24 protein-coding genes and 2 pseudogenes are annotated in these 26,510 nt (G+C 70.8%); 14 read left to right on the top strand and 12 right to left on the bottom strand.

What is annotated here, in order from left to right:
- Positions 1–28: 28 nt before the first annotated feature.
- The 5 genes from ACFU5O_RS23400 to ACFU5O_RS23380 all read right to left on the bottom strand — a co-directional run bounded on the left by ACFU5O_RS23400 (position 29) and on the right by ACFU5O_RS23380 (position 5,822).
- The gene (locus ACFU5O_RS23400) at positions 29–694 is read right to left on the bottom strand and encodes a cytochrome b/b6 domain-containing protein (protein WP_384243571.1); all 666 of its coding nucleotides are present in this window, start codon (positions 692–694) and stop codon (positions 29–31) included.
- The gene (locus ACFU5O_RS23395) at positions 636–1,373 is read right to left on the bottom strand and encodes a molybdopterin-dependent oxidoreductase (RefSeq protein ID WP_384243569.1); all 738 of its coding nucleotides are present in this window, start codon (positions 1,371–1,373) and stop codon (positions 636–638) included. Before ACFU5O_RS23395 ends, ACFU5O_RS23400 begins: the two co-directional genes overlap by 59 nt.
- Before the next feature lie 52 nt (positions 1,374–1,425).
- Positions 1,426–3,012 carry an APC family permease gene (locus ACFU5O_RS23390; protein WP_384243567.1) on the bottom strand — a complete coding sequence of 529 codons (1,587 nt, stop codon included), beginning with the start codon at positions 3,010–3,012 and terminating at the stop codon, positions 1,426–1,428.
- Between the two features lie 20 nt (positions 3,013–3,032).
- A complete protein-coding gene (locus tag ACFU5O_RS23385; RefSeq protein ID WP_384243564.1) occupies positions 3,033–3,992 on the bottom strand; it encodes a hypothetical protein in 960 nt (319 codons plus the stop codon).
- 174 nt (positions 3,993–4,166) lie between these two features.
- Positions 4,167–5,822 (bottom strand): FAD-binding dehydrogenase, encoded by a 1,656-nt coding sequence (locus ACFU5O_RS23380; RefSeq protein ID WP_384243562.1) that lies wholly within the window; start codon positions 5,820–5,822, stop codon positions 4,167–4,169.
- A gap of 211 nt (positions 5,823–6,033) precedes the next feature.
- Between ACFU5O_RS23380 and ACFU5O_RS23375 the strand changes: the two genes are divergently transcribed.
- The 3 genes from ACFU5O_RS23375 to ACFU5O_RS23365 all read left to right on the top strand — a co-directional run bounded on the left by ACFU5O_RS23375 (position 6,034) and on the right by ACFU5O_RS23365 (position 7,420).
- The gene (locus ACFU5O_RS23375) at positions 6,034–6,582 is read left to right on the top strand and encodes an NUDIX domain-containing protein (RefSeq protein ID WP_384243560.1); all 549 of its coding nucleotides are present in this window, start codon (positions 6,034–6,036) and stop codon (positions 6,580–6,582) included.
- A 134-nt stretch (positions 6,583–6,716) separates the two neighbouring features.
- A complete protein-coding gene (locus ACFU5O_RS23370) occupies positions 6,717–7,106 on the top strand; it encodes a YidH family protein (RefSeq protein ID WP_384243557.1) in 390 nt (129 codons plus the stop codon).
- Positions 7,103–7,420: a DUF202 domain-containing protein gene (locus tag ACFU5O_RS23365; protein ID WP_384243555.1), complete on the top strand. Its 318-nt coding sequence runs from the start codon at positions 7,103–7,105 to the stop codon at positions 7,418–7,420. Before ACFU5O_RS23370 ends, ACFU5O_RS23365 begins: the two co-directional genes overlap by 4 nt.
- A 25-nt stretch (positions 7,421–7,445) precedes the next feature.
- Here the strand turns inward: ACFU5O_RS23365 and ACFU5O_RS23360 are convergent, their stop codons facing one another.
- Complete coding sequence (locus ACFU5O_RS23360; protein ID WP_384243553.1) at positions 7,446–8,381, bottom strand: NADP-dependent oxidoreductase; 936 nt, start codon at positions 8,379–8,381, stop codon at positions 7,446–7,448.
- 200 nt (positions 8,382–8,581) lie between these two features.
- Between ACFU5O_RS23360 and ACFU5O_RS23355 the strand changes: the two genes are divergently transcribed.
- Positions 8,582–8,878: a hypothetical protein gene (locus tag ACFU5O_RS23355; RefSeq protein ID WP_384243550.1), complete on the top strand. Its 297-nt coding sequence runs from the start codon at positions 8,582–8,584 to the stop codon at positions 8,876–8,878.
- A 100-nt stretch (positions 8,879–8,978) separates the two neighbouring features.
- The gene (locus tag ACFU5O_RS23350) at positions 8,979–9,890 is read left to right on the top strand and encodes an MBL fold metallo-hydrolase (protein WP_384243548.1); all 912 of its coding nucleotides are present in this window, start codon (positions 8,979–8,981) and stop codon (positions 9,888–9,890) included.
- Positions 9,891–9,894: 4 nt separating this feature from the next.
- On the opposite strand, the pseudogene ACFU5O_RS23345 reads toward ACFU5O_RS23350, so the two are convergent.
- Both ACFU5O_RS23345 and ACFU5O_RS23340 read right to left on the bottom strand, forming a co-directional pair.
- Positions 9,895–10,056, bottom strand: a pseudogene (locus tag ACFU5O_RS23345) (tryptophan synthase subunit(beta)); the annotation flags it as partial.
- Positions 10,057–10,065: 9 nt separating this feature from the next.
- Positions 10,066–10,148: pseudogene (locus ACFU5O_RS23340) on the bottom strand (indole-3-glycerol-phosphate synthase TrpC); the annotation flags it as partial.
- 226 nt (positions 10,149–10,374) lie between these two features.
- Here ACFU5O_RS23340 and ACFU5O_RS23335 point away from each other — a divergent pair.
- Entirely contained in the window at positions 10,375–11,397 is a 1,023-nt protein-coding gene (locus ACFU5O_RS23335; RefSeq protein WP_384243545.1) for a phosphotransferase family protein, read from the top strand.
- Between the two features lie 8 nt (positions 11,398–11,405).
- Positions 11,406–12,629: an acyl-CoA dehydrogenase family protein gene (locus ACFU5O_RS23330; protein WP_384243543.1), complete on the top strand. Its 1,224-nt coding sequence runs from the start codon at positions 11,406–11,408 to the stop codon at positions 12,627–12,629.
- 31 nt (positions 12,630–12,660) lie between these two features.
- Here the strand turns inward: ACFU5O_RS23330 and ACFU5O_RS23325 are convergent, their stop codons facing one another.
- Genes ACFU5O_RS23325 through ACFU5O_RS23315 form a run of 3 tightly spaced genes read right to left on the bottom strand, consistent with a single transcriptional unit; the run spans position 12,661 to position 15,731 of the window.
- Complete coding sequence (locus tag ACFU5O_RS23325) at positions 12,661–13,254, bottom strand: TetR/AcrR family transcriptional regulator (RefSeq protein WP_384243542.1); 594 nt, start codon at positions 13,252–13,254, stop codon at positions 12,661–12,663.
- Between the two features lie 60 nt (positions 13,255–13,314).
- The gene (locus tag ACFU5O_RS23320) at positions 13,315–14,970 is read right to left on the bottom strand and encodes a class I adenylate-forming enzyme family protein (protein ID WP_384243540.1); all 1,656 of its coding nucleotides are present in this window, start codon (positions 14,968–14,970) and stop codon (positions 13,315–13,317) included.
- Positions 14,967–15,731: an SDR family oxidoreductase gene (locus ACFU5O_RS23315; protein WP_384243537.1), complete on the bottom strand. Its 765-nt coding sequence runs from the start codon at positions 15,729–15,731 to the stop codon at positions 14,967–14,969. Before ACFU5O_RS23315 ends, ACFU5O_RS23320 begins: the two co-directional genes overlap by 4 nt.
- A 163-nt stretch (positions 15,732–15,894) precedes the next feature.
- Between ACFU5O_RS23315 and ACFU5O_RS23310 the strand changes: the two genes are divergently transcribed.
- The 7 genes from ACFU5O_RS23310 to ACFU5O_RS23280 all read left to right on the top strand — a co-directional run bounded on the left by ACFU5O_RS23310 (position 15,895) and on the right by ACFU5O_RS23280 (position 23,545).
- Complete coding sequence (locus ACFU5O_RS23310; RefSeq protein ID WP_384243535.1) at positions 15,895–17,136, top strand: exo-beta-N-acetylmuramidase NamZ domain-containing protein; 1,242 nt, start codon at positions 15,895–15,897, stop codon at positions 17,134–17,136.
- 470 nt (positions 17,137–17,606) lie between these two features.
- Positions 17,607–18,800 carry a serine-threonine protein kinase gene (locus ACFU5O_RS23305; RefSeq protein ID WP_384243670.1) on the top strand — a complete coding sequence of 398 codons (1,194 nt, stop codon included), beginning with the start codon at positions 17,607–17,609 and terminating at the stop codon, positions 18,798–18,800.
- A 516-nt stretch (positions 18,801–19,316) separates the two neighbouring features.
- Positions 19,317–19,676 carry a hypothetical protein gene (locus tag ACFU5O_RS23300; RefSeq protein ID WP_384243533.1) on the top strand — a complete coding sequence of 120 codons (360 nt, stop codon included), beginning with the start codon at positions 19,317–19,319 and terminating at the stop codon, positions 19,674–19,676.
- Between the two features lie 250 nt (positions 19,677–19,926).
- Entirely contained in the window at positions 19,927–20,361 is a 435-nt protein-coding gene (locus tag ACFU5O_RS23295; RefSeq protein WP_384243532.1) for a LysR family transcriptional regulator, read from the top strand.
- Positions 20,362–20,808, top strand: a complete 447-nt coding sequence (locus ACFU5O_RS23290) for a LysR family transcriptional regulator substrate-binding protein (protein ID WP_384243668.1) — start codon at positions 20,362–20,364, stop codon at positions 20,806–20,808. It begins immediately after the preceding gene.
- 106 nt (positions 20,809–20,914) lie between these two features.
- Entirely contained in the window at positions 20,915–21,781 is an 867-nt protein-coding gene (locus ACFU5O_RS23285; protein ID WP_384243529.1) for an NAD-dependent epimerase/dehydratase family protein, read from the top strand.
- Positions 21,782–21,907: 126 nt separating this feature from the next.
- A complete protein-coding gene (locus ACFU5O_RS23280) occupies positions 21,908–23,545 on the top strand; it encodes a Na+/H+ antiporter (RefSeq protein ID WP_384243527.1) in 1,638 nt (545 codons plus the stop codon).
- 47 nt (positions 23,546–23,592) lie between these two features.
- On the opposite strand, the gene ACFU5O_RS23275 is transcribed toward ACFU5O_RS23280, so the two are convergent.
- Positions 23,593–26,421 carry a penicillin acylase family protein gene (locus ACFU5O_RS23275; protein ID WP_384243525.1) on the bottom strand — a complete coding sequence of 943 codons (2,829 nt, stop codon included), beginning with the start codon at positions 26,419–26,421 and terminating at the stop codon, positions 23,593–23,595.
- Positions 26,422–26,510 lie beyond the last annotated feature (89 nt).

Here is a 26,510-nt window from a genome sequence, read left to right as displayed (position 1 = left end):
TTGAGGATCGGGCCCTCCCGGGAACCGGTCAGTCGTCGTCCGGGTCCCACAGCGGGTGTTCACGCCGGGCCCAGGGGCGTCCGACCGACCCGGTGCGCATGCCACGGCGCGCCTCCGGGTCGGCGAACGCCATTCCGACATGGCCGACGAGTACGAGTCCGATGGTCAGCGCCAGCCAGTCGTGCACGAAGGTCGCGCTCGTACGCCACACCAGCGGGGCGAGATGCGTGAACCACATCATCAGTCCCGTGCCGAGCATCACCAGCACAGCACCCGCGATCCAGGCCGAGTAGATCTTCTGCCCCGCGTTGAACTTGCCTGCAGGCCGCTCCCCCCGGCCGTGCGCCCGCCGCCGGGCGCCCCGCAGCCACTGGCGGTCGTGCGGTCCGAAGCGGTTGAGCCGCCGCAGGTCCGCCCGGAAGGCGGGCGAGGCCAGTCCCAGCAGGAACGGCGCGGGCAGCAGCAGCCCCGACCACTCGTGCAGGGTCACCACGAGGTCGCGGCGGCCGACGAGCTCGGCGAGCTCGGGTACGTACAGACAAGCCGCGGTCACGACGCACAGCAGCATCAGGGTGGCGGTGGTGCGGTGGACCCAGCGCTCGGCGCGGCTGAACCTCCTTACAGAGGAGGGAGGTTCAGACGGTGGGGGTGTCGTCGCGGCCGTTGGACCGGCCGACCCAGGCGTCGACGTCATAGCCTCGCTCCTCCCAGTACCCGGGCTGCACTTCGGAGGTCAGGGAGATTCCGGAGAGCCATTTCGCGGACTTGTAGAAGTACATCGGCGCGACATAGAGACGCACCGGGCCGCCGTGCGTATGGCCGAGCGGCTTGTCCTGCATGCGCAGACAGACCAGGACGTCGGAGCGGCGGGCCTGGTCGAGGCTGAGGCTCTCGCTGTACGTGCCGTCGAAGCAGACGAAGCGGATCGCCCGGGCCTCGGGGCGCACTCCCGCCGCGTCCAGCAGGACGGACAGCCGCACGCCCTCGAAGGCGGTGTCGGGTACTCGCCAGCCGGTGACGCACTGGACGTCGCGCACGACGCGGGTCTGCGGCAGGGCGCGCAGGGCGTCCAGGGAGTACGTCGTCGGCCGCTCGACCAGTCCGCCGACGGTGAGCCGGTAGTTCGTGGCGGTCTTGCGCGGCACGGACGCGGCCACCGAGTAGTAGCGGAAGCCGCCGCCGTTGGGGAGCAGCCCGGTGAGCTTGGTGGGGTCCTTGTCGGCGACCGAGCCGAGGAAGGCTTCGAGTCCACGCTGCAGATAGGGCGCGGTGGCGACGCCTGCGGCGCCGAGACCGAGCACGGACAGCACGAGGCGACGCCCGAGGGGCGCGCCTTCCGAGTCCGGCGACGGGGCTGGGGTCGGATCCTTCACATGTCGATTCGAACACCCGCGGCCGCCGGAATCCAGTGGCCGCGGGTCTCCGTCAGACTTCTGTCATACCTGCCGGGCCCCGCCCCGGCCCCGGGTCCTGGGATCCGGCGGCGCGCTCGAGCTGGAAGGCCTCGTTGCCCAGCCCGATGCGCGCGTGCACCTCGGGGCGGGTGGATCTGAGCACCGCCCCGTAGAGCAGCCCGCCGACGAGGGCGAGACCGATGATGCCCGGCAGGATCCAGCTGAGCGAGGAGCCGGGTCCGGCGCCGATCAGGACGTCGAAGTCCTTGACGGTGTAGACGGCGATCGCGACGAGGGCGATGCCCGCGAGAGCGGAGGCGACGAGCCGCCAGGCCTGCGCACCGGCCGCACCACGGCGCCAGAAGAAGGCGATCACCGCGCAGGAGGCGGCGGCCATCAGCAGGATGACGCCGAGGGCTCCGACGTTGCCCATCCAGGTGAACAGGCGCAGCACGGGCGTGGTCGGGTCGCCGGCGGGCATGCCGTCGGTGGCCGCGAAGGCCACGATGACCAGGACGGAGACCGCGGACTGGAGGAGTGATCCGGTGGCGGGGGCGCCGCTGGCCTTGTTGGTACGGCCGAACGCAGCCGGGAGCAGCCCTTCGCGGCCCATGGCGAACGCGTATCGCGCGACGACGTTGTGGAAGCTGAGCAGCGCCGCGAACATGCCGGTGACGAAGAGGACGTGCAGGACATCGGTGAACGTGCCGCCGAGCCGGGTCTCCGTGAGCGAGAAGAGCAGTCCCGGGCCCTGCTCGGCCGCTTCGCCGGCGATGGCGCCGGGGCCGGTGGCCACGGTGAGCGCCCAGGCGCTGAGTGCGAGGAACAGCGCGGCGCCCCCGACCGCGAGGAACAGCACGCGCGAGACGACGACCTGGGGGCGGCTGGTCTCCTCCGCGTACACCGGGGACTGTTCGAAGCCGACGAACGCGGCGATGCAGAAGCACAGGGCCGTGCCGAGGCCCGCCCCGGTGAGGGTGTCCGGGTTGAAGGCGGCGAACGACAGCCCTTCGCGGCCGGGTTCGGCGATGGCGGCGATGTCGAAGATGACGACCAGCGAGCACTCCACGACGAGGAGGACGCCGAGCACCCTGGCATTGAGGTCGATCTTGAGCCAGCCGAGTGCGGCGACGACCGCGGCGGCGAGGAGGGCGGGTATCCACCAGGCGACGGTCAGCTCGAGATAGGTGGCGAGCAGGCCGGCGATCTCGAAGCCGAGAATGCCGTAGATGCCGACCTGCATCGCGCTGTAGGCGACGAGGGCGACGAGCGAGGCCCCGGCGCCCGCGGTGGGGCCGAGGCCGCGGGCTATGTACGCGTAGAAGGCGCCGGCGTTGTGGACGTGGCGGCTCATCTCGGCGTATCCGACGCTGAACAGCATCAGGACGATGCCGAGGATGACGTAGAGGAGGGGCTGGCCGACGATGCCCATCACACCGAACACGGTGGGCATGACTCCGGCGACGACCATCAGCGGGGCGCTGGCGGCGAGGACGGAGAGCAGCAGGCCGGCGGTGCCGAGGCGGTCGGCGCGCAGGGCGCGTTCCTGTCCCTTGTACGTGTTGATCTCGCTGGTGCTCGTGCTCGTGACGCTCGTACTCGAACTGCCCGGCGACATGGCGGGGTTGTCCTCTCGGATCAGGCGGTGCCGAGCGCGGCACTGCGCGCGGCATGGAACGCGTCGTGCGGGTCCTGGTCCGGGTAGGACCAGGGGGCAGGGGTGGCGTGCGGGCCGATGCGGTGGAAGAGGGCGGCGGCCTCGGCGGGCCTGCCTTCGCAGAACTTGGCGTGGGCGAGGAAGTTGAGGTCCACGCGGTTGCGGGGGTGGTCCTCGCGCTCCCACTCCAGCCACCAGTCGAAGGCGGCTTTCATGACCTGACGGGCGCGGCGGCCGGTCCAGTGGCCGGAGGCGACGGGGTCGGGCGGCTCGCTTCCTGCGGCGGCCAGCACCCGGTAGCGCTCGGCGTGGGCGACGACGGGAAGGACGGCGAGCGGGGAGTCCGCGGGGGCCTGTTCGGCGGCCCAGGCAGCGAAGTCGTACACCTCGTGCAGCGGGTCCTGTCCGGCGCCGGGGTGGCGTTCGGCCAGCCTGGCGGCCATCAGATGGTGGGCATGATGGTGCTCGGGGTGCCGGACGCGCACTTCGTCGAAGAGACGGGCGACCTCGTCCTCGGTGCCGAGGGTGCGGGCGAGGAGTAACTGGGCGAGCCAGGGGGTCGGGTCGTCGGGGGCGAGTTCGGCCGCGGTCCGGCATGCCGTCCACGCCTCCTCCGGACGCCCCTTGCCGCGCAGCGCACCGCAGACGGTCGCGCAGGCAAGGAGCGCGGTGGCGTCGGGGTTGCCGGGGTCGGCGACCAGCCAGTCGCGCGCCCAGGCGGCGGTCGACGGGGACACGCCGAGCACGATGAGCCGGTGTCCGCGACGGTCCCAGTCGTCGTCCGTCGCGGCGAGCAGCGACCGGGCCGCGGTCCATCGGCCCTGCGCCAACTTGGTTCGCGCGGCCATGAGTTCCGAGTCGCCGAGGGCCGGGTCGAAGGTCTGCCCGGAACGCGCGCCGCGACGTCGGGCGCGGCCGAGCGGCGGCGGAGGTGGGGGCATCCGCGGGGCTTCCTTCACTGCGATATGAGCGCGGGACGTGAGCGAACGGTCGCGCACAGCAAAGCGGTAGGCAATGCTCCGAGTCAAGGGCCGCCCTGCGGGACGGACGCGCCGGCCCGAACACCGGTCAACTCCGTTCGACGGAAACCGGTTTGAGGAAGAACCGCGGTTCCGTCAGGAAACTGCCTTCGCCGCTGCCCGGCCCGCCGCACGGCCCGAGAAGATACAGCCGCCGAGGAAGGTGCCTTCCAGGGAGCGGTAGCCGTGGACACCGCCGCCGCCGAAGCCGGCTGCCTCGCCCGCCGCGTACATCCCCGGCAGGGGCTCGCCGCCGTCCGTGAGCACGCGCGAGGAGAGGTCGGTCTCCAGACCGCCGAGGGACTTGCGGGTCAGGATGTTCAGCCGGACGGCGATGAGGGGGCCGGCCTTGGGGTCGAGGATGCGGTGCGGCGAAGCGGTCCGGATGAGCTTGTCGCCCAGATAGTTGCGAGCGCCGCGGATCGCCGTGACCTGGAGGTCCTTTGTGAAGGGGTTGGCCATCTCCCGGTCGCGTGCGGTTATCTCGTGGCGCAGCCGGTCCTCGTCGATCAGTGGCTCCTTGGTGAGCGCGTTCATTCCGCGCACAAGGGCGCCGAGGTCCTTCTCGACGACGAAGTCCACCCCGTTTTCCATGAACGCCCTGACGGGTCCCGGCACTTCGGCGCGTGCGCGCCCGATGACGCCACGGATCGACCTGCCCGTCAGGTCGGGGTTCTGCTCGGATCCGGAGAGCGCGAACTCCTTGCCGATGATGCGCTGGTCGAGCACGAACCAGGTGTGGTCGTGGCCGGTCCTCATGATGTGCTCCAGCGTCCCGAGCGTGTCGAAGCCGGGGAAGAGCGGCACGGGCAGCCGGCGCCCGCGCGCGTCCAGCCAGAGCGAGGAGGGGCCGGGCAGGATGCGGATGCCGTGCCGGGCCCAGATGGGGTTCCAGTTCTCGATGCCCTCGGTGTAGTGCCACATGCGGTCGCGGTTGATGTGGTGCCCGCCGGCGGCCTCGGCGATCCCCAGCATCAGTCCGTCGACGTGCGCCGGTACGCCGGAGAGCAGCTTCTCGGGCGGCCTGCCGAGACGCTGCGGCCACTGGGCGCGTACGAGATCGTGGTTGCCGCCTATGCCGCCGGAGGTGACGACGACGGCCTGGGCGCGGAGTTCGAAGGAGCCGGTGACCTCGCGGCTGCTCGCCCTGCCCCGCTCGACGCCGGACGGTTCCAGGATCTCGCCGGTCACGGTGTCCACCGTCCCGCCGGTCCGGCCGAGGCCGGTCACCCGGTGCCGGAAGCGCAGCTCGACGAGGCCGCGTGCGACGCCCTGTCCGACCCGCCGCTCGAAGGGCTCGACGATGCCGGGGCCGGTCCCCCAGGTGATGTGGAAGCGCGGCACCGAGTTGCCGTGCCCGTTCGCGTCGTAACCGCCGCGCTCGGCCCAGCCGACGACGGGGAAGAACCGTACGCCCTGCGCATGCAGCCAGGCCCGCTTCTCACCGGCCGCGAAGTCGACGTACGCCTCCGCCCAGCGGCGCGGCCAGTGGTCCTCCTCACGGTCGAAGCCCGCCGTGCCGAGCCAGTCCTGGAACGCCAGGTCCCGGCTGTCCTTGATCCGCATACGGCGCTGCTCCGGCGAGTCGACGAAGAAGAGACCGCCGAACGACCAGTGGGCCTGCCCGCCGATCGACTGCTCCGGCTCCTGGTCCAGCAGGATGACCCGGCGTCCGGCGTCGACGAGCTCGGCGGTGGCCACGAGCCCTGCGAGCCCCGCCCCGATCACGATGACATCAGCGTCGTACGCCATGGGTGGTGGTCCCTCTCGGAGCGGGCGCACGACGGCGCGGGCCTCTGCGGTGGCTTCAGTGGCTCAGACTTCGGTACGCGGCAGTAACTCGTCAACAGTTGCGCGGGGGCTTCGTCAACAGGTGCGGATGAGACTCCTCGACATGTGCGCATGGACCGGGCGCCCCGGCGTGCGGGCGGGACTGCGCGGTGGGCCTGATTGGATGGGCCGCATGAGTGCCGCCGCAAGCCCTTCCGACGAGATCCTCGACATCGTCGACGAGAACGACGAGGTCATCGGGCAGGCCCCGCGCGGCGAGGCATACGCCCGCGGCCTGCGCCACCGCTGCGTGTTCATCCAGGCCCGGGACGCTCAGGGCCGGATCTTCGTCCATCGCCGCACCCCGACGAAGCTCGTCTTCCCCTCGCTGTACGACATGTTCGTCGGCGGTGTCGTCGGCGCGGGTGAGTCGTACGACGCCGCGGCGCTGCGCGAGGCGGAGGAGGAGCTGGGCGTCCGCGGGCTCCCCCTGCCCGTCCCGCTGTTCAAGTTCCTGTACGAGGCCCCGGCCACCGGTCCCGGACAGATCTGGGGGACCTGGTGGTCGGCGGTGTACGAGGTCCGCTGCGAGCTGCCGGTGGACCCACAGGCAGAGGAGGTCGCCTGGCACGCCTTCCTGCCGGAGGAGGAGCTGGAGGCGCGTCTCGCCGAGTGGGAGTGGGTCCCGGACGGCCTCGCCGCGTACGAACGGCTCCGTGACCACCGGGCATCGGCGGGCTGAGTCCACGGAACGGAACGGCCCGCCCGGCCGGCGCCGGGGCACCGGACCGGGCTCCTGCTCGCATCGAGAACGCACAGGCCCGTGCCGGGAACGCCGGCCGGGGCCACCGGCAAGCCGCAAGTAGAGTGCGTCGCGTGAGCGAATTCGTGCGGAGTCTGCGGCTGTGGATCTCGCCCCAGCGGATCCGGGACGAGGGCGAGACCCCGGACTACCGCTTCTCGCTCGCCAACGAGCGTACGTTTCTGGCCTGGATCCGTACCGCGCTGGCGCTCATCGCTGGGGGCTTCGCGGTGGACCAGTTCCTGCCCGATCTGCGCTGGGGTGTCCGGGTGGGACTGTCACTGTCCCTGATCGGTGCGGGAGTGCTCTGCGCATTCCGGGCGGTCAGCCACTGGGTGCGGTGCGAGCGGGCGATGCGGCGCGGTGAGGATCTGCCCATGTCGCGCTTCCCGACGGTGCTGGCCCTGGTGGTGGGGGCCGTGTCGGTGACGATGGTGGTCGTCGTCGCCTGGGGGCGGGGGTGAGCGGGGACAGCCGCGATCCAGGGCTGCAGCCGGAGCGGACGCGGCTGGCGTGGCGACGCACGACTCTGGCGTTCACCGTCGCCGCGGTGCTGGCGGCCCGGCAGATCGTGCACCACGGCGGGATCACCGGTCGCGACGTCGTGGCGTTCGCACTGAGCGCCCTGGTCTGGCTGGGCTTTCTTTCGGTGGCCCATCGGCGCATCGGGGCGATGGCCACGCGGCGCCCGCCGGCAGCGATGCCCCTCGGTGAGGCGTTCGCCGCCACGCTGTGCACGGTGGCGCTCGCCGTGTTCGCCGTCGCGATCGTGTGGTGACCCGCAGCGTCCGTCCGGCCTCCGGTCAGCTCTCCCAGTCGACGGTGACGACGATCTTGCCGCGGGTGTGGCCCTCCTCGTTGAGCCTGTGGGCGTCGGCGGTCTTCTCCAGGGGGAAGGTACGGGCCACGTGCACGGAGATGACCTCCTCCTCTGCGAGTTCGCTCAGCCGGTACAGGTCGGCGGGGTTGGGCCGGACGAAGACATAGCGTCCGCCCAGCGTGGTGACCGTCCCATCGGCGATGGAGGCGATGCGGCCGCCCTCGGCCAGCAGCTGCGCCGAGACGGTCAGCGTCTCGCCGCCGATCGTGTCGAAGACCGACTGGACGCCGTCGGGCGCCAGGGCCCGTACCCGGTCCGCGAGGCCTTCCCCGTACGTCACCGGCTCGGCGCCCAGATCGCGGACGTACTCGTGGGACGACTCGCTCGCGGTTCCGATCACCCGCGCGCCGAAGTGGCGGGCGAGCTGGACGGCCATCGATCCGACGCCACCGGCCGCGGCGTGCACGAGGAGCGTGTCGCCGTGGCCCACGCTCAGCGCGTGCGTGAGCACCTGGTACGCGGTGAGTCCGGCGAGCGGCAGCCCGGCCGCCTCCTCGAAACTCAGATTGCGCGGCTTGCGGGCGAGCGTACGGACGGGTGCGGCGACGTACTCGGCGAAGGTGCCGCGGGACAGGAAGTCCTCGCGGACATAGCCCATGACCTCGTCGCCGACGGCGAACTCGGGGACGGACACCCCGGGCTGCACGACGACACCGGAGACGTCCCAGCCGGGGATGACGGGAAAGACGGCGTCGAGAAACGCGTCGAGGTAGCCCTCGCGGCACTTGCAGTCGACCGGGTTGACGGCCGCCGCCCGCACCTTGACCAGGACACTGTCGGGGCCGACCTTCGGCTCCGGGCACTCGCCGTACTCCAGGACCTCGGGGCCGCCGTAGCGGCGGTAGCTGATCGCCTTCATACGTCCGACCCTCCGGCGCGCCCCGGGCTTCCGCAAGCCGGAGAGCGGGGGCATCACCCGGGCAGCGACGAGGTGCCCGGGCGGGCGCCGTTCTCCGCGGCACACCCCGGAAGACACCGGCAAATCAGACATTTCAAACTAGTCTGACGAGGCCAGGACCACCGGGGGATTCCCCTGAAACCGCCTCGAAGGTGACCGACATGTCCGTTCTCCATCAGGAACACTCCACCCACGAGCACACGCACGGACCGGCCTGCGGGCACACCGAAATCGTGCACGGCGACCACATCGACTACGCGCACGACGGTCATATGCACCGCTTGCACCAGGGTCACTGGGACGAGTGCGAGCCTGGCGACCATGTGACGCACAGTGACCACTCCCATCGGCACGGCGAGGGCTGCGGACACACCGCGGTCAGGCATGGCGACCATCTCGACTACGTCCATGACGGACACCGGCACGCCGCCCACGACGGACACTGGGACGACCACTGACCCGCGGCTCCCTGCGGCCCGCGCCGGCCCCTGCTCCCCGGGGGCCCGACCGACTGGCAGTCTGACGCCGTCAGTTCGTCCACACCCCCGGGGGAGCAACATGCCTGCCAGCGATCCGTACACCGTCGAACTCGCTCCGTCCGTGCACGCGTACGTGCAGCCGGACGGCGGCTGGTGCCTGAACAACGCCGGATTCCTCAGCGACGGCGGGTCCACCCTGCTCATCGACACCGCCGCCACCGAGCGGCGGGCCCTCCGGCTGCGCGACTCGCTGCTCGCGACGGGCGCCCCACTCCCGGGGACCCTCGTCAACACCCACCACCACGGGGATCACACCTACGGAAACGCCGTCTTCCGGCCCGAGGCGACCGTCGTCGGGCATGAGGCGTGCCGCGAGGAGGCCCTGGCCGCCGGGCACCAGCTCCACCTCATCTGGCCGGAGACCGACTTCGGGGACATCACGATCACCGCTCCGGACCTGACGTACAGCGAACGGCTCACTCTCCACACGGGCGGAACGGAAGTACGCCTGATCCACCCGGGTGTGGCACACACCGTCGGCGACACCATCGTTCACCTCCCGGAGCACGGGATCGTGTTCACCGGTGATCTGATCTTCAACGGCGGCACCCCGTTCATCCCGATGGGCTCACTGAGCGGCTCGCTGCGGGCGCTGGAGCTGCTGCGCTCGCTGGACGCCGCGATCGTCGTGCCGGGGCACGGCCCGGTCGCCGACCCGTCGGCGTACGACGCCACCGAGCGGTACTTCCTCCGTGTCGCCGAGCTCGCGGAGGCCGGGCACGCCAAGGGACTGACACCACTGGAGACCGCCAGGGGAGCCGATCTCGGGGAGTTCGGCGAACTCCGTGAGAGCGAACGACTGGTGGCCAATCTGCACCGCGCCTACGCCGAGCTGGAGGGGCACCCCGCCGGCTCACCGCTCGACCCGGTCGCCCTGTTCGGGGACATGGCGGTGATGAACGGCGGCGCGCCGGTGGCCTGCCACGCCTGAACTGCCGGACGCGCCGTCCGTGCACCCGCCGTGCCGGTGCCCGGCAGCCGCGCGGGCGGCAGCCGCGCGCCAGGGGCGCGTGGGGCACGCACGCCTGCGCGTCCGCACCGGCGGGGCGGCGAAGCCCCGGCCGGGCGGACGGTACGCGGCGGACGACGGCGGTCATGGGCGGGGGTCAGCCCCTCCCGTGCCGCAGCGCCGGGTGGGCACCCGCGGCGACCAGATCGGCCACGGCGGCCTTCCGTCGCGGCCGGTGACGGCGAGGTGGAGGCACCTGTTCACATCGATGAACGTCGACCTGCTCGGGCGCTGCACGATCGCTGCACCGGCCTGCACCACCGCCCTCGTACGTGAACGTCGCTCACATTCACAGTCGACGGACCATCGACACCGGCAGGCTTTCCGATCGCACTCTGGACGACATACCGACTGGTCGGTCATCATATGCGGGAACCGATCTGCCGCCCCACCGGAGGTGCCCACGATGAGCTCAGTCCACCCGCCAGGTCTCGACCCCGAGCAGCTGCGCGGCCATCTCGACCGCGAGCGGCCGGGCCTGGTGCGCGGACCGCTCAGCGCCCGGCTGATCCAGGGCGGCCGGTCCAACCTCACCTATGCCGTCACCGACGGCACGGGCCGGTGGGTGGTCCGCCGGCCCCCGCTCGGGCACGTCCTGGCCACCGCTCACGACATGAAGCGTGAGCACCGGGTGATCAGCGCCCTCCACCCGACGGCGGTGCCGGTGCCGGAGCCGGTGCTGCTGTGCGAGGACGAGTCCGTGCTCGGCGCGCCCTTCTACGTCATGGAGTTCGTCGACGGCACGCCGTACCGCACGGCCGAGGAGCTCGCACCGCTCGGTCCCGAGCGCACCCGCAACGCGGTCCTCGGTCTCGTCGACACGCTCGTCGAACTGCACGCCGTGGACCCGCAGGCGGTGGGACTCGGTGACTTCGGACGCCCGGAGGGCTTCCTCGACCGACAGCTCCGGCGCTGGGGCAAACAGCTCGACGCGTCCCGCAACCGGGAACTGGCCGGCATCGACGAGCTGCAGAGCTCTCTCGGCCGCTCGCTCCCCGTCTCACCGGAGCCCGCCGTCATCCACGGCGACTACCGCCTCGACAACGTCCTGATCGGCGGCGACGACCGCATCAAGGCGATCCTCGACTGGGAGATGTCCACGCTCGGCGATCCGCTCACCGACCTCGGACTCCTCGTGATGTACAGCCAGAAGCTCGAGGTCCCTGAGTCGCCGGTGAGCACCACCGCCGGCGCCGCGGGCCACCCGGACGCCGCCGAGCTGGTCGAGCGGTACGCCGCACGCTCCGGTCGCGACACCTCCGCCATCTCCTGGTACACGGCGTTCGCCTGGTTCAAGCTCGCCGTGATCCTGGAGGGCATCCACTACCGGTACACCCTCGGTCAGACCGTCGGCGCCGGCTTCGACCGCATCGGCGATCTCGTTCCCGTCTTCATCGAGCACGGCCTCACCACCCTCCAGGAAGGCTGATCATCCCCATGGACTTCGCATTCGACGCGCGCACCGAGGAGCTGCGGACCAGGCTGCTCGCCTTCATGGACGAGCACGTGTACCCGGCCGAGGAGGTCGAGCACGAGCAGCGGGCGAAGCTCGCCTCGCCGTGGGACACCCCGGCGGTCATGGAGGACCTCAAGGCCGAGGCCCGCAGGCAGGGCCTGTGGAACCTCTTCCTCCCGGACGAGGAGCACGGGGCGGGCCTGACCAATCTCCAGTACGCGCCGCTCGCCGAAATCACCGGCCGCAGCCCCCACTTGGCACCCATCGCGCTGAACTGTGCGGCGCCGGACACCGGCAACATGGAGGTGCTGGCCCAGTTCGGCTCCGACGAGCAGAAGAAGCAGTGGCTCGAGCCCTTGCTGGCCGGCGAGATCCGCTCGGCCTTCGCGATGACCGAGCCCGAGGTGGCCTCGTCCGACGCGACCAACATCGAGACACGGATCGAGCGAGCCTCCGACGGCACGGCCGAGTACGTCGTCAACGGCCGTAAGTGGTACATCTCCGGGGCGATGAACCCGAACTGCAAGATCTTCATCGTGATGGGCAAGACCGACCCGGACGGCGACGACATCCGCCGCCAGCAGTCGATGATCCTCGTCCCTCGCGACACTCCCGGTCTCGAGGTCCGGCGCGCGATGCAGGTGTACGGCTACGAGGACCACTCCCACGGCGGCCACGCCGAGGTCGTCTTCGACAACGTCCGCGTCCCGGCGTCGAACCTGATCGGCGAGGAGGGCGGCGGCTTCGCCATCGCCCAGGCGCGGCTCGGGCCGGGGCGCATCCACCACTGCATGCGGCTGATCGGTATGGCCGAGCGGGCGATCGAGCTGATGTGCCGCAGGGCCGTGTCCCGTACGGCCTTCGGCAAGCCGATCGCCCAGCAGGGTGTCGTCCAGAACTGGATCGCGGATGCCCGGGTCTCCGTCGAACAGCTGCGGCTGCTGGTGCTGAAGACCGCGTGGCTGATGGACACGGTCGGCAACCGCGGCGCGCACACCGAGATCCAGGCCATCAAGATCGCGACACCCCGCGCGGTGGTGGACATCCTCGACAACGCGGTCCAGGTGCACGGCGCCGGCGGTGTCAGCCAGGACTTCCCGCTGGCCGAGCTGTGGGCCGCGGCGCGGACGCTGAAGCTGGCCGACGGCCCGGACGAGGTGCACCAGCGGTCGCTGGCGCGTCGTGAGCTGAAGAAGTACCTCTAGGTTTCCCGGGGGGCCGGGCTCGGCCCCCCGGTTACGGACGCAGGGCGCGCAGCAGCAGGTCGGCGAGGTGATCGGCGACCTGCTGCGGGCTGAGCGGCCCGTCCGGCCGGTACCAGGTGGACAGATGGTGGACCGAGCCGAAGTGGTAGTCCACGACGAGGTCGGCGGGGGTGGCGGCCGAGAACACGCCGCTGCTCTGGCCCTCCTCGATGAGTGCCCGGAACCGCTCGTGATAGCGCCGCCGCTCGGCGCGGACCTGCTTGTTCTTCTCCGGGCTGAGATGGTGCATGGAACGGAAGAAGATCGCCGCGTCGTCGAGGTTGTCGATGGTGGTCACGACGACGTCCGCGGCGGCGGCCCGCAGCCGCTCGTCGACCGGTGCGTCCGCCTCGGCGAAGGCGTCCAGCCGCTCCTGCTGGAGGCGCAGAACACGGGAGTAGACCTCCTGGAGGAGGTCCTCCTTGGAGCCGAAGTAGTGGTACAGGGCGCCTTTGGTGACTCCGGCCGACTCGACGATCTCCTGGACGGACGTACGGTCGTACCCCTGCTCCGCGAAGAGCCGGGTGGCGGCGGCCAGCAGCCTCTGGGGGACGGGAGTGCCGTTCCCGTCCGTCGTCCTGGCCATTGCCGCCACCGCCCTTTCTTTCGGCTGCGCTCTCCGGGAGCACATCATGTCCGTGACCGTCTATGCACGGGAACGCAGTTCCCGTCTGAGGATCTTCCCACTAGTCGTCTTCGGGAGCTCGTCCAGGATCTCGACCTGTCGTGGGTACTTGTACGCCGCGAGCCGGTCCGCGCAGTAGCCGGCCAGTTCGTCGGGGGCCACGGTCGCGCCTGGCAGGAGGCTGACGTACGCCTTGACGGTCTCGCCCCGGTAGGCGTGCGGGACGCCGACGACGGCCGCCTCGCGGACGGCGGGGTGGGTGTGGAGGACGTCCTCGACCTCGCGCGGCCATACCTTGAAGCCCGAGGCGTTGATCATGTCCTTCTTGCGGTCGACGACATAGAGCCATCCGTCGGCGTCCATGAAACCGATGTCGCCCGTGCGCAGCTCGCCGTCCGGGAAGGTGGCGGCCGTCGCGTCGGGCAGCTGCCAGTAGCCGGGCACCACCCCCGGGCCACGGACGGCGATCTCACCGTGCTCACCGAAGGGCACGTCGTGGCCGTTGTCGTCGATGATCCGTACGACCGTGTCGGGACCCGGGACGCCGACGGAGAGAGTGCCGGAGGCGGGGTCGACGGGAGCCTCCTTCTCCGGCGGCACGGAGGCGCAGGGCGCGGTGCACTCGGTGAGCCCGTAGCCGTTGCGGATGTACGGCCCGAAGGCCTCGCGGAACTTCTCGACGAGGGCGGGTGGTACGGGCGCGCCCCCGGAGTAGATCACCTGGAAGGAGGCGAAGTGGTCGCGGGTGACGCCCGGGTGGGCGGCCAGCGCCATGAAGGCGGTGGAAGGGCCGACGGTGTAGGCGGGGCGGTGCTCGGCGAAGGCGTCGAGGACGACGCCCGCGTCGAAGCGGTACGCGAGGGCGAGCGTTCCGGCATTGACGATGCAGGCGGCGAGCTGGCAGACCATGCCGGTGATGTGGAAGAGGGGCGCGAGCGCGAAGTAGCAGCCGCCTTCCGGGACGGGGTGGCCGGTGCGCTGCCGTTCGGCGTTGTGGACGACGGCGCTGTGCGGGTTCATGGCACCTTTGGGCCGTCCGCTGGTGCCAGAGGTGTAGCTGATCAACGCCACGTCGGACGGGCCGAGTTCGCGGCCGCCGGGTGCGGGGCGGCCCTCGCGTGCGACGGTGAGCAGGTCGTCGGTGTCGACGGGCCGCGGCAGCCGCTCGAAGCCGAGGACGCGGGGGTCGTCGCGGCTCTGCAGGTCCAGCTCGCAGGAGGTGACGGCGACGCGTACGGGCGAGGCGGCGGCCGTGTCCCGCAGATACGACTCCCAGGCACGGTCCGAGCAGATCAGCGCCGTCACATCGGCGTCGCCGAGAACGTGGGCGACCTCCGCGGACTTGTACATGGGGTTGAGAGGGACGACGGTCGCGCCGGCCTTCCAGGCGCCGAGTGCAGCGACCACGAAGTGCGGGGTGTTCTGCAGCATGAGCGCCACACGGTCGCCGCGCTCGATGCCGCGGGCGGCGAGATGGCCCGCGACGGAGTCGGAGAGCGCGTCGGTCTCGGCGTAGCTGAGGCGCCCGTCGAAGTAGGCGAGGGCGGTGCGTCCGGGAGCGCGGGCGACAGCGGCACGGAAGGCGTGAAGGACGGTGGCGGGCAGGGTGACGGGGGCACGCTGGGCTTCGGTGAGCTGGGTGAGCCAGGGCTGCGCGGCGTAGATCGGTCCCCTCACTCCCCCGTGCCCTCCCACTTCCGCTGGATGTGGTTCATGCTGCCCAGCCAGCGCTCGGTGTCGGAGGCGCGGGCCTGGTAGTACCCGGCGACCTCGGGGTGCGGGAGGATCAGGAAGCGATCCGCCTCGATGCCATCGAGGAGCGCGTCGGCGACGTCCTCGGGCTCGATGGCGCCCGGGCCGAGGACGAGTTCACCGGCTGATCCGGCGGCGGTGAGCATGTCCGTACGGACTCCCTGCGGGCAGATGGCATGAACCTTGAGACCTCGGTGACGGTACGTCAGCGAGAGCCATTCGGAGAACGCGAACGCGCCGTGCTTGGTGACGCTGTAGGGAGCCGCGCCGATCATGGTGAGCAGTCCGGCCGCGGAGACGGTGGAGACGAAGCGGCCGCTGCCGCGCTCCAGCCACTCGGGCAGGAGGGTGCGTACCGCCCGGACGTGCGCCATGACATTGACGTCCCACGCCGACGCCCAGACGTCCTCGCCGGCGAGACCGTCGCCCGGTGAGGCGAGTCCGGCGTTGGCGCAGTAGATGTCGACGGTGCCGCCGAGCGCGTCCCGGGCCTCTTCGACAATGGTGGAGGCGTCGCCGGGCACGGCGGTGGCGCCGATCTCGTCCGCCACGGCCTTGGTCCTGCCCGGGTCGATGTCGTTGACGACGACCCGCGCGCCCTCCGCGACGAACCGGCGGGCGAGGGCGGCGCCGATACCGCCGCCCGCACCGGTGACCACCACGTTCGCGCCCTGCACCGTACTCATGGGACCTGCCTCTCGGTCGCGGCTCCGTTCATCCGGCAGACTAACCAGTCGGTATGCCACAGGGAAGAGGCACCGGGACCTCGTGCACGGCTTGTTCCGCGCGGCGGGACCGGGCACTAGCGTGCATGGCCATGACAGATGTAGCGATCACGGAGGTGGCGCGATGAGCCTGTCCAGACGGGGTCTGCTGGCGGCGGGAGGCGCGGTCGGCGCCCTGGCGGCGGCCACCGCGCCCGCCGCCGCCCGCACCGGCCGGAGCCGGGTGCGAACCGGCTTCGAGCGGCTGGCCGCCGACGGGTACAGGCCGGTGTCCGGCGAGCGCGTCGGTGTCGTCACCAACCCGACCGGCATCACCCGGGACGCCCGCCACATCGTCGACGTCATGCATGCCGACGAACGGGTGAATCTCGTCGCCGTCTTCGGGCCCGAGCACGGCTTCCGGGGCACCGCCCAGGCGGGAGGCTCGGAGGGCCGGTACGACGACCCGGCGACCGGGCTGCCGGTCTACGACACCTATCTGAAGAGCGGGCAGCCGCTCGCGGACGTCTTCACCGCCTCCGGCGTCGAGACCGTCGTGTTCGACATCCAGGACGCCGGCGCCCGTTTCTACACCTACATCTGGACGCTGTACGACTGCATGGCGGCGGCCGCGCTGGCGGGCAAGCGCTTCGTCGTCCTGGACCGGCCGAACCCGGTGACCGGCCGGGCGGCGCTCGGACCCGTTCTGGACAGGGCGTTCGCGACCTTCGTGGGGCGTGAACCGATCGCCCAGGCGCACGGAATGACCGTTGCCGAACTGGCCGGGCTCTTCAACGGAGAGTTCCTGTCCACGCCGGTGGAGCTGGAGACCGTCCGTATGTCGGGCTGGCGGCGCGACGACTTCTTCGACGCGACCGGACTGCCCTGGGTGCCGCCGAGCCCGAACATGCCGACGGCCGACACTGCGCTGGTGTATTCGGGCACATGCCTGTTCGAGGGCACCAATCTCTCGGAAGGCCGGGGCACCACCCGCCCGTTCGAGCTTCTCGGCGCGGAGGGCATCGACCGGGCCTGGGCGGAGGCGGCGAACGCCCTGGAGCTGCCCGGGGTCCGCTTTCGCGAGGCGTACTTCGCCCCGACGTTCTCGAAGTTCCAGGGAAGGACGGTCGGTGGTGTGCAACTGCACGTCCACGACCGCGACGTGTACGACCCGGTCCGCACCGGGATCGGCCTGCTGGTGACGGCGAAGCGCAGCTGGGGCGGCTTCGCCTGGCGGTCCGACAACTGGATCGACAAGCTCACCGGGTCCACGCGGGTACGGGCGCTGATCGACGCCGGGGCGGACATGGACGAGGTGGTGGGAGCCTGGCAGCAGGATCTGTCCGCGTTCAGGGCCGTACGCCGGGGGTATCTGCTGTACCGGTGAGCGGGGGCTTCCCCCTGCGCCTGTGGGGGTGAGGGCAGGATGGCGGGCCGCGCCGGCCCGCCGACCCCCTTGATCCATGAACTCGTCACACGTCACCCCTCCCGCCGGTTCCTGGTCTCCGCCTTGTGCCTCGCGTCGCCGGCCGTGGTCGCGCCGCCCGCGCGCGCCCGGTCCTCCCCCGTCGGCGCGGAGGTCGCTGCGTTACCCGCGGTTCAACTGGCTCGGGGTGGTGCGCCCCGACCCGCAGCATCGGCAATGCGCGGCCCGTCGAGCCGGAACCGGTCCGGCTCGCGACCTCGTACGACGTACTGATCCATCTTCACGAAGTGACCGCCGCCGACCGGCTCTGACCGGTTCTCGCCACGGGTCTGGCCGTCCCTTCGTCGGCGCGGGATGCTGTGCGGGCAGCGGTCCGCGGTGGGGGTCCCCCCGGACGGAGCCCTACGGGGAAGGGACGCGCCGTGAACGAAATGAGTGTGCAGCCGTACCGGGAGATCACGTTCGACGCCGACGGCGATGCGAACGCCTCCCAGTGTGACGCGCTGAACGGACTGAAGGTCGGGGATCTGGTGATGTTCGCCCACGGCTGGAACAACTCCCCCTCCGTGGCGACGCGTTTCTATTCGCGCTTCTTCGAACCGTTCCCCGGGCTGACCCGGCCGGGCGCACGCGTCGGATACGCGGGGATCGTATGGCCCTCGATGATGTTCACGGACGAGCCGATCCCCGACTTCGAGGCACTCGCCGGCATCTTCCCGGGGCGGGAGCAGGTGCTGGGACGGCTGGCCGTGCTGTTCGCGGAGGAGCCCGAGTCGCGGGCCGCCTTCGACGAATTCGGCGGACTCACGCGCGAGTTGGCCGATTCCCCTGCCGAGGGGGTCGTCGGCGACATGCCCGGGGAGGGCACTCCGGCATTCCTGAGGGACGACCCGGTCGAGGTCTGCCGGACATTCACGGAAGCCCTTGACACCGCGGAGCCGTCACTCGCGGTCGGGGGCGGGCTGAAGAGGTTGTGGAAGGGCGGCAGGGAAGTCCTGCGCCAGGCCACGTACTACACCATGAAGAAGCGGGCGGGAAGGGTGGGCGAGCGCGGCCTCGGGCCTCTGCTCGGGCGGGTCGCCCGTTCCTCCCCGGGCCTACGCGTGCATCTCGTCGGACACAGCCAGGGCGCCCGGCTCGTCGCGTTCGCGCTGCGCGGCCTGCCGGACGGCATCCGGCCGGTCAAGTCCGTGACGTTGCTCCAAGGCGCTTTTTCCCACTATGCGTTCGCCGCCTCCTTGCCTCATGCCGCAGGAAACGGCGGGACGTTGAAGGACATGCAGCGCAGGGTCGACGGGCCGGTGGTCGCCTGCTATTCACGGCATGACACTGCCCTCGGAGTGATCTATCCGCTGGCCTCCAGGATGGCAGGGGACTCATCGACGGTCGTCGGCCTCGACAAACGGTGGTGGGCGGTCGGACACGACGGCATCCAGGCGGTCGCCGGGGCCCGGCAACTGACCCTGGAGTCGGCACTGCGGAACGGAATTCCCGGATCGGGGTGCGTCAGTGTCGACACGGCATCGGTGGTGCGCCACGGCGGGCCGCCTTCCGGTGCGCACAGCGACATCCTCCATCCGGAGCTTGCGCGGATCGTGCTGGCCGCGGGCAGGTTCGGGCGCTGACACCAGCGCCAGGCCCCGGACTCGTGCCTTGGCAGGGGCAGCTCGGAGGCGAGTGACACCGGGTTCGGCGTGGTCCGGCAGCGTTACCGCACGACTGCATCCTGTCCCTTTTGGTGCATTTTGCACTTGAACTGTTGACCGCGTGACTTTCCCCTGCCTAGCGTTGACAGCACGAGACGACCCATAGAGGTCGAAGGAGTTGGCCGCTCGTCGCCTCGAATACCGTTCGGGGCCGTGACCGAGTTCTCACGGTCCCGGGTGGCGGGGGTGTCGCGTGACTGTGGTCTGCCGCCTCGCGTCGGTATGGCCGTAGAAGTCCGACGCCGATCCCCCAGCCATCTGCTCACGACTTTTTATGAGGCTGCGTCACTTCCGGTGATGCGGCGGGTGGATGCCGGTGTCGGACAGGCTCATGAATGCCTCCGACGCGTCGGGGCCCTAGGTGGACCGGACGCGCGCCGGGCTCGGGACTTCCGGGTCCGCGAAGCCTTTTCTCATCCCCCGAAGGGAAACATCATGACCGCAATCGTCTCCCGGAGCGGACGTCTCTTTGCCGCAGTGTTCGCCGCGGTCGTTCTCGCGTTCACCGGTATCGGCGCCGGCACGGCCGCCGCTGCTGACTCCCACCACGGCGGCTCCGGATACTCCAGCCATGACAACGGCGGCCACAACAACGGCAGCCATAACAACCGCGGCCACGACAACGGCAGCCACAACAACGGCAGCCATAACAACCGCGGCCACGACAACGGCCGTCATGACGATGGCGTGCGTTTCGACGACCACGGGCGCTTCGACAACGGCCATCACGACGACCATGGCAACGGAAACTACAACGACGACAACGACGACAACGACGACTACGGAAACTGGTGAGATGACCCGGTCCCCGCTCCACCCGAGCGGGGACCACCTCTGTCCCCATACCCGTGGGACCCGTGTGCCGCAAGCGCCCGGGCGGCCGTTCGGTGCGGTGACGGCGGCGCCTCCGCCGGGGGAATTCTGCCGCGCCTGGGCTCAGGAGTTGGCCCGAGCCTGCTCCATCGATCTCCCCGCGTCACGACTGATCTCCCCGCGTCACGACGGACTAGCCTGAAGGGAGGGCGTCCGTACCCTGGGAGATGCCGTGGATGTCGACCTGCGCAAGTTGCGCTACTTCGTGGCCGTGGCCGAGGAAGCGCACTTCGGCCGGGCCGCCGAACGGTTGCACGTCACTCAGCCGGTGCTCTCCCGGCAGATCCGCGCCCTGGAGCAGGAGTTGCACGCTCAGCTGTTCACCAGGGACAAGCGGTCCACAGAGCTGACGGCCGCCGGCCACCAGCTGCTGGAGGATGCCCGGCCCCTGTTGGCCGCCGCGCAGGCATTGTGCCGTCGCGTTCAGGAGGCGGCGCAGGAGACGTCGACGTTCACGGTCGGCTTCATGCCCGGAATCACGGTGACCGGCGCCGTGCGGGCCTTCGCCACCAGGCACCCCGAGCTGAGCGTGCAGGTGGTGCGTACCTCCTGGGACGACCAGGTGCAGTCCGTGCACGACGGGCTTCTCGACGTGAGCTTCGTGTGACTGCCGGTCGACCGCCGCGGCCTGGCGCTGCGGCCGGTCTTCCGGGAACCGCGCGTCGCCGTAGTGCCGGCCGACCACCGGCTGGCGGGCAAGCAGTCCGTCGGAATCGCCGACCTGGCCGCCGAGCGCCTGCTGCAGAATCCCGACGCCGTCCCCGAGTGGCGCGATCTCCCCGAGCGGAACGGTGCAGAGGGGGCCGGTCCGCCGCCCGCGTTCCGCACCGTCGAGGAGAAGCTGGAACACGTGGCCACGTCCGGGGGCGTCCTCGTCCTTCCGCTGTCGACCGCGGTCTACTACACCCATGCGGATGTCGCCCATGTGCCCATCGACGACATCGGTCCCAACGAGGTGTGCCTTGCCTGGAGCGCCGGCCGGAGCTCCCCCCTGATGTCCGAGTTCGCGGACATCGCCGCCGCGCTGCACCAAGGCCCAGCGGTGATGCCCTGAGAGCATCACCGCTGACGGAAGAGGTCTTGGACACCGTCCGCGGCACGGCATGAGGGTGGAGGAGCGGCGGACCTCCCTGCCGCTGTCGGAAGGGACCGTGGGGAAGATGCAGGTGTTCATCACAGGCGGCTCCGGCTACATCGGCCGCATCACCATTCAGGCGCTGACCCGGCACGGCATCAAGGTGACGGCGCTGGCGCGCAGCGAGCACTCCGCGCGGATCGTGTCGGACCTGGGCGCCGCTCCCGTCGCGGGGGCGCTCACCGATACGGACGTCCTGCGCGCGGCGGCAGGCCGGGCCGACGGGGTGATCCATCTCGGGGTGGACTACACCGAGGGCACCGCTGACGTCGACCGCGCCGCGGCTGAGGCACTGCAGGACGGCGCGGGAAGCCGCCCCTATGTGCACACCGGCGGGGTGTGGGTGTACGGCGACACCGACGGGGTCGTCGACGAGGACGCCCCGCTGAGGCCGCCGCGCATCACCGCCTGGCGGCTGGAGAACGAGAAGCGCGTGCTCGCCCGGGCCGCCACCGGAGAGCGCCCGGTGGTGGTGATGCCAGGTCTGGTCCATGGCCGCTCCGGCGGGCTGGTGCGGTCGTTCTTCGTCGAGCCGGCGCGCGCCGCCGGTGCCGTGCCCTGTATCGGCGACGGCTCCAACCACTGGGCGCTGGTCCACGTCGACGACATCGCCGAGCTGTACGTCCTGGCCCTGAACGCCCCGGCCGGCTCGGTCTACGCCGGGGTCAGCGGACAGAACCCGCCGCTGGCGGACATCACCCGTGCCCTCGGCAACGCCGCCGGATGCCCGGGCAGGATCGACTCGCTGACACTCGAAGAGGCTGTACGGCGGATGGGTCCGATCGCCGAGGCCTTCGCCCTGGACCAGCAGTTCACCGGTGCCCGGGCCCGCCGGGAGCTCGGCTGGAGGCCCACCCGTCTCGACGCCCTTGCGGACCTCGCCGAGGCCTGAACCACCCGCATCGGCGGGCCGCGGCGGGCCGATGAGGCAAACCGGCTGCCGTATCCGGGGCGGTCCTCGGCATGACTCCTCTGTCAGAGTGGGACCAGGGCTGCCCCGGCGGGAAGGCGGTGCCGCATGTACGGCTTGGAAGTCACCGTGGTGGTCCTCGCGGTCGTGGTGGCCGTGACATGGCCGGCTCGCCGCCTGCGCTGGAACGAGCCGGTCATGCTGGTGGCGGGCGGCTGCCTGCTCGGTCTCACGCCCGACTTCCGCACGCTGGTCCTGCCTCCCGAGGTCGTCCTGCTGCTGTTCCTGCCGCCTCTCCTCTACTGGGAATCGCTGACCACCTCGCTCCGTGAGATCCGGACGAACGTGCGCGGCATCATGCTGCTCGGCACCGGACTGGTTCTGGCCACCGCCGCCGCCGTGGCCGCGGTGGGTCACGCGCTGGGCCTCTCCTGGCCGCTCGCGTTGGTCCTGGGCGCCGTCGTGGCACCCACCGACGCCATCGCCGTGGCGGCGGTCGCCAGGGCCCTGCCCCGCCGGATGCGGACCATCCTCCGGGCGGAGAGCCTGATCAACGACGGCACCGCGCTCGCCCTCTACGCGGTGGTGGTCGGGGTCGTCGTGGAGGGGCAGGTCTTCAGCTGGTGGGGCACCGTTGCGCGCTTCCTGCTGGCCTACGCGGGAGGTGTCGCGATCGGCGCCGCCTGCGCAGCCGTCGTGGTGGTCGTACGCACGCGGCTGCACGACCGCGCGGTGGAGAGCGCCCTGAGCGTGCTCACCCCGTTCGCCACCTATTTGCCCGCGGAGGCCGTGGGCGTCTCCGGCGTTCTGTCCGTGGTCACCTGTGGCCTCGTCCTCAGTCAGCTCGGCCCCAAGGTGATCAGCGCGGGCGCGCGGGTACAGGTCGTCGGCTTCTGGGAGGTGAGCACGTTCATCCTCAACAGCGCCCTGTTCGTGCTGGTGGGCATCCAGACACCCGCCGTCCTGAGCGCGGTCAGCTCCGTCTCCCTGGGACATGCGGTGGTCACCGCCCTGCTGGTCAGCGGCGTGGTGATCGCGACGCGTCTGCTGTGGTTGTACTCGGTGCCCTACCTCATCCGCGCCGTCGACCGCCGCGAGGTCCAGCGCAGCTTGCGCTCGGGCGCCCGCCAAAGGTTCCCCGTCGCCTGGAGCGGTGTGCGCGGGGCCGTGTCGCTGGCGGCCGCACTCGCCGTTCCGGCCACCACGGTCGAAGGCCGGCCGCTCGAGGGACGCAGCCTGCTGGTCTTCACCGCCGTGTCCGTCATTCTGGTGACGCTCGTCCTCCAGGGAACGACCATGCCCGCGGTGATCCGCTGGGCCGGACTGCGCGGCGATCCCGCCGAGAGCGCAGAGGAACGTCTCGCCTATCGTCGGATCGCCGCCGCGGCACTGGAGGCCCTTCCCGACCAGGCCGGCCGCCTGAGTACACCGGCGGAGACCGCCGACGCCGTCCTGAGCGAACTGCGCCAGTACGCCCTCGAAGATGCGCAGGCGCCCGACGCCACCGGTCGGGGCGTACAGGCGGGGCTCGAACTGCGCCGCGCCCTGATCGGCGTGAAACGCGGCGCCCTGATCCGTCTGCGGGACGAACGCAGCATCGACGACATCGTCCTGCGCCGGCTGCAGACGCTCCTGGACAGCGAGGAGATCAGGATCGAGCTGGCCCTGCACGCGGTCACCGACCGGTCGCCCGTGCCGCCGGCCGGCGGCACGGGCGATCCGCGCGGCCGGGCCCCCGGGGAATGAGTTCCCGGTCCGCCGGACAGACCACGCATGCGAACCGCGGTGGAGCACTAACGGTGCGAGGGGAACTCGACGACCTGCTGATAGGTCGGGCGGTTCTGCCAGTTGACCGCCGGGTGGGTGATCCCGCCCAGCGCCCGGTGCATGATCGCGTCGGCGCACCACTGGTCACCGGCTCGGCAGCCGGCGTCGCCCGGGTAGACCTCGGTGGCGGGTTCCGAGACCGCCTGCTTGAGCGTGGTCAGCAATGTGTCGCGGCAGGCGGCCAGTTGCCCGTCACCGCAGTAGGTGTGGGCCAGCGGGCCGGAGACCTGCTGCCCCAGCACCTGCCGCAGATCCTTGTCGACGAAGCCCCACCAGCCCGACTGGAACGCCGAGCCGCTGTGCGCGCCCGTCGGCCCGTGGCTCGCGGCCGGAGATTCGTCGACCGCGAGGCTCCCCGTCAGCGCCCGGTAGAGATCGTCACCGAGTCCCGGCCTGAACTCGGCCTCGACCAGCAGCGGCCACCAGGCGTCCATGAACCGTACGGCGTCGCTGTGCCCGTACGTGCGGGATCCCGGCGAGGTCTCCTTGCGCTGCGCCCCCGCAGCGCGCCACGCGTCCAGTTGCTGGATCGCCGCGCCCAGCTGAGGGTCGGTGACCGGTGAGCTCCGTACGACCCGCAGCAGTTCGGGCAGTAGTTGCTCGCCGCGGAGGTCGGTGACCCCCGCTTCCGCCATGGCACGTGTCAGGGAGGCACGGGTGACGCCGCCGTCCGCGACGAGTTCGGCGACCCGGTCGTCGAGCAGGTCGCCTCGGTGGACGGCTCCGAACCCGAAGCCGGCGGTGTTGTAGTCCTTGGCCTGCCGGTTGTTCCAGGAAATGTAGTAGTCCTGGCCACTGGACCGCGGATGCTCGGAGAAGGGCGTGTACGCGGCGGTGTTGGTGGCCGGGTCGAAGCCCTGCCACTCGTACGCCTGCTCCGCCTTCACCGGCAGCGCCGGGTCCACGCCGGACGCCCGCACCGGGTTCATTCCGCTGTTGTAGTAGGCGGCGGTCCCTGAGTCCGCGTAGAACCAGTTGAAGGCGTAGTCGATGTTGTGGACGGCCTGCTGGAAGGAGGCGGCGTCCTTCACGTACGAAGGGTCGTTGAGCATCTGGAAGCCGATGATCGAATCGGCTTCATGGCGGTAGCTGGTCCGCAGCGAGGTGTAGGCGACGGGCTTGCCACCGACCGTCGCGCGGTGGGTGACGACGCCGTACTTGGTGCGCAGGACCTGCAGCCGGTAGGAGCCCTGCGCGGTACCGTCGGCGACCGTGGGCTTCCAGGCGTTGCGCTTCTCCATCTTCTCCATCGGGGTGCACACACCCCGGTGGAGGTAGTGGTCCGCGTCCGGGGCCGGGGTGCCGCCGCCGGGCACGCAGAGCTCGACGGCGTAGGTGTCGGTGATGTCCTGGGCCGCGGAGGTGGCCGACCAGGCGTAGTCCTGTCCGCGGCCCATCTGGACGTACATGCCGACACCGGCGAAGGAGACACCGCGGGCGGAGATGCCCGGACCCTGCAGTTCCTGGAGCATCAGCAACTGCGGCGCGAAGTAGCCGGTCTGCGGGCCGAAGACGGCGATCGGGTTTCCGCTCGCGGTGTGTGCGCCTGAGACGAGCAGAGCGTTGGACATGCCCCGCTTCGGATCGAGCGAACCGGGCGCCACGACGCCGTTGTCGAACATGCCCTGTGCGGGCCTGAGGTTCCTGGGGGCACGCAGCGGGGACTTGGCGTTGGTGCCGGCCGAACCTGTGCGGTCGTACACGAGCTGTTCGGCCCTGACCGAGCCCGGGTCGGGCATCGCGGTGCCACGCGGGGTGGCGGGCTTCTGCGCGTACGGGAAGGAGGTGCCGTCGTGGACGGTGAGGACGGCCTCGGGATCGTTGCGCTGGCGGAACGACTCCCAGACCCTGGTGCCTTCGGCCAACCCGTACTTCTGCTGGGCGGCCAGGAGCGAGAGGGCCGCCTGGACCTCGCCGCCTCCTCCGCCGCCGAACTGGCCTCCGACCACGGACGCGATGGAGATCAGGTCGGTGAGCTTGAACGGCTGGATCTCGCCGGCGTTCGTGATCGCGTCGACATGCCCGGTGAGGACGTACTCCCCCGGGAAGTAACGGCCGTTCTTGGACTGGACGCGGTAGGCGTTGATGCCGTCGATGTACGCCTGGGCGTCGGCCATGGCCTGTTCGCCGCGGGCACCCTCGCTGCTGCGGATACGGGCTATCTGGGCCTCGTAGTCGGCCTCCGTGTACGGGGCCTGTGGCCAGAACTGCTGCTCGAGGCCCTGGTTGGCGAGCGCGCCGCCGGCGAACGGGGTCAGCTCGCCGCGACCGATGTGCCGGAAGAGGTCCATCATCCAGAGCCGGTCCTGCGCGGCGGCGTATCCGGCGCCGAACTCCGTGCCGTAGCGGGTGGTGCCCTTGATGTGCGGCACTCCGGTCTTCTTGTCCCGGGTGATCGTGACGTCCGCGCGGGGGCTGGTCACGGACTCGACCTGACCCGCCGGGACGCCGAACGAGGCGTCGTTGAAGAATTCGGCCAGTGCGGCGTCGGTGAGGCCCCCGTAGCGGCCCACCAGGGCGTCGTAGCGGCCGAGTTGGTCGGAACTGTGGGCGGGGCGGGTGCCGAGGACCCGGTGGGCGAGGATGTCGGCGAGGGTGGCGTTGCCGTTCTGCCCGGGCGGCAGGATGTCCGCGCACTGGCTCCGGCCCTGTTTCAGACAGTGGTCGGTGGCGGGTGCGGGATCCTCGGCGGCAGTGGCCTGCGCGAACGGGGCCCACAGGGCCGTCCCGAGCAGGAGGGCCGCGCATACGGTTCTGAATCGTCCGGTGGGGGGTCGTCCGGTGCGTCGTCGCATGGATTCTCCTCGGAGAGGCCGGTGCGGCGCACGTTACTGACGGTATGACTCCTCGGTAAGGTGAGTAACCGTCACTTTTCCCGATCGCC

The sequence above is a fragment of the Streptomyces sp. NPDC057445 genome (assembly GCF_042802855.1).
Taxonomy (GTDB): domain Bacteria; phylum Actinomycetota; class Actinomycetes; order Streptomycetales; family Streptomycetaceae; genus Streptomyces.
Note: the sequence above shows the minus strand (reverse complement) of the source record. Positions and strands in the feature narration are given on the sequence as shown.

Bases quoted from the DNA above. Each gene is read 5' to 3' on its own strand.
- ACFU5O_RS23325 (WP_384243542.1), bottom strand. From the start codon at position 13,254: ATGGCCAGGACGACGGACGGGAACGGCACTCCCGTCCCCCAGAGGCTG.
- ACFU5O_RS23310 (WP_384243535.1), top strand. From the start codon at position 15,895: ATGAGCCTGTCCAGACGGGGTCTGCTGGCGGCGGGAGGCGCGGTCGGC.
- ACFU5O_RS23400 (WP_384243571.1), bottom strand. From the start codon at position 694: ATGACGTCGACGCCTGGGTCGGCCGGTCCAACGGCCGCGACGACACCC.
- ACFU5O_RS23390 (WP_384243567.1), bottom strand. From the start codon at position 3,012: ATGTCGCCGGGCAGTTCGAGTACGAGCGTCACGAGCACGAGCACCAGC.
- ACFU5O_RS23360 (WP_384243553.1), bottom strand. From the start codon at position 8,381: ATGAAGGCGATCAGCTACCGCCGCTACGGCGGCCCCGAGGTCCTGGAG.
- ACFU5O_RS23300 (WP_384243533.1), top strand. From the start codon at position 19,317: ATGACCGCAATCGTCTCCCGGAGCGGACGTCTCTTTGCCGCAGTGTTC.
- ACFU5O_RS23275 (WP_384243525.1), bottom strand. From the start codon at position 26,421: ATGCGACGACGCACCGGACGACCCCCCACCGGACGATTCAGAACCGTA.
- ACFU5O_RS23315 (WP_384243537.1), bottom strand. From the start codon at position 15,731: ATGAGTACGGTGCAGGGCGCGAACGTGGTGGTCACCGGTGCGGGCGGC.
- ACFU5O_RS23385 (WP_384243564.1), bottom strand. From the start codon at position 3,992: ATGCCCCCACCTCCGCCGCCGCTCGGCCGCGCCCGACGTCGCGGCGCG.
- ACFU5O_RS23305 (WP_384243670.1), top strand. From the start codon at position 17,607: ATGAGTGTGCAGCCGTACCGGGAGATCACGTTCGACGCCGACGGCGAT.
- ACFU5O_RS23280 (WP_384243527.1), top strand. From the start codon at position 21,908: ATGTACGGCTTGGAAGTCACCGTGGTGGTCCTCGCGGTCGTGGTGGCC.
- ACFU5O_RS23355 (WP_384243550.1), top strand. From the start codon at position 8,582: ATGTCCGTTCTCCATCAGGAACACTCCACCCACGAGCACACGCACGGA.
- ACFU5O_RS23285 (WP_384243529.1), top strand. From the start codon at position 20,915: ATGCAGGTGTTCATCACAGGCGGCTCCGGCTACATCGGCCGCATCACC.
- ACFU5O_RS23375 (WP_384243560.1), top strand. From the start codon at position 6,034: ATGAGTGCCGCCGCAAGCCCTTCCGACGAGATCCTCGACATCGTCGAC.
- ACFU5O_RS23380 (WP_384243562.1), bottom strand. From the start codon at position 5,822: ATGGCGTACGACGCTGATGTCATCGTGATCGGGGCGGGGCTCGCAGGG.
- ACFU5O_RS23350 (WP_384243548.1), top strand. From the start codon at position 8,979: ATGCCTGCCAGCGATCCGTACACCGTCGAACTCGCTCCGTCCGTGCAC.
- ACFU5O_RS23335 (WP_384243545.1), top strand. From the start codon at position 10,375: ATGAGCTCAGTCCACCCGCCAGGTCTCGACCCCGAGCAGCTGCGCGGC.
- ACFU5O_RS23330 (WP_384243543.1), top strand. From the start codon at position 11,406: ATGGACTTCGCATTCGACGCGCGCACCGAGGAGCTGCGGACCAGGCTG.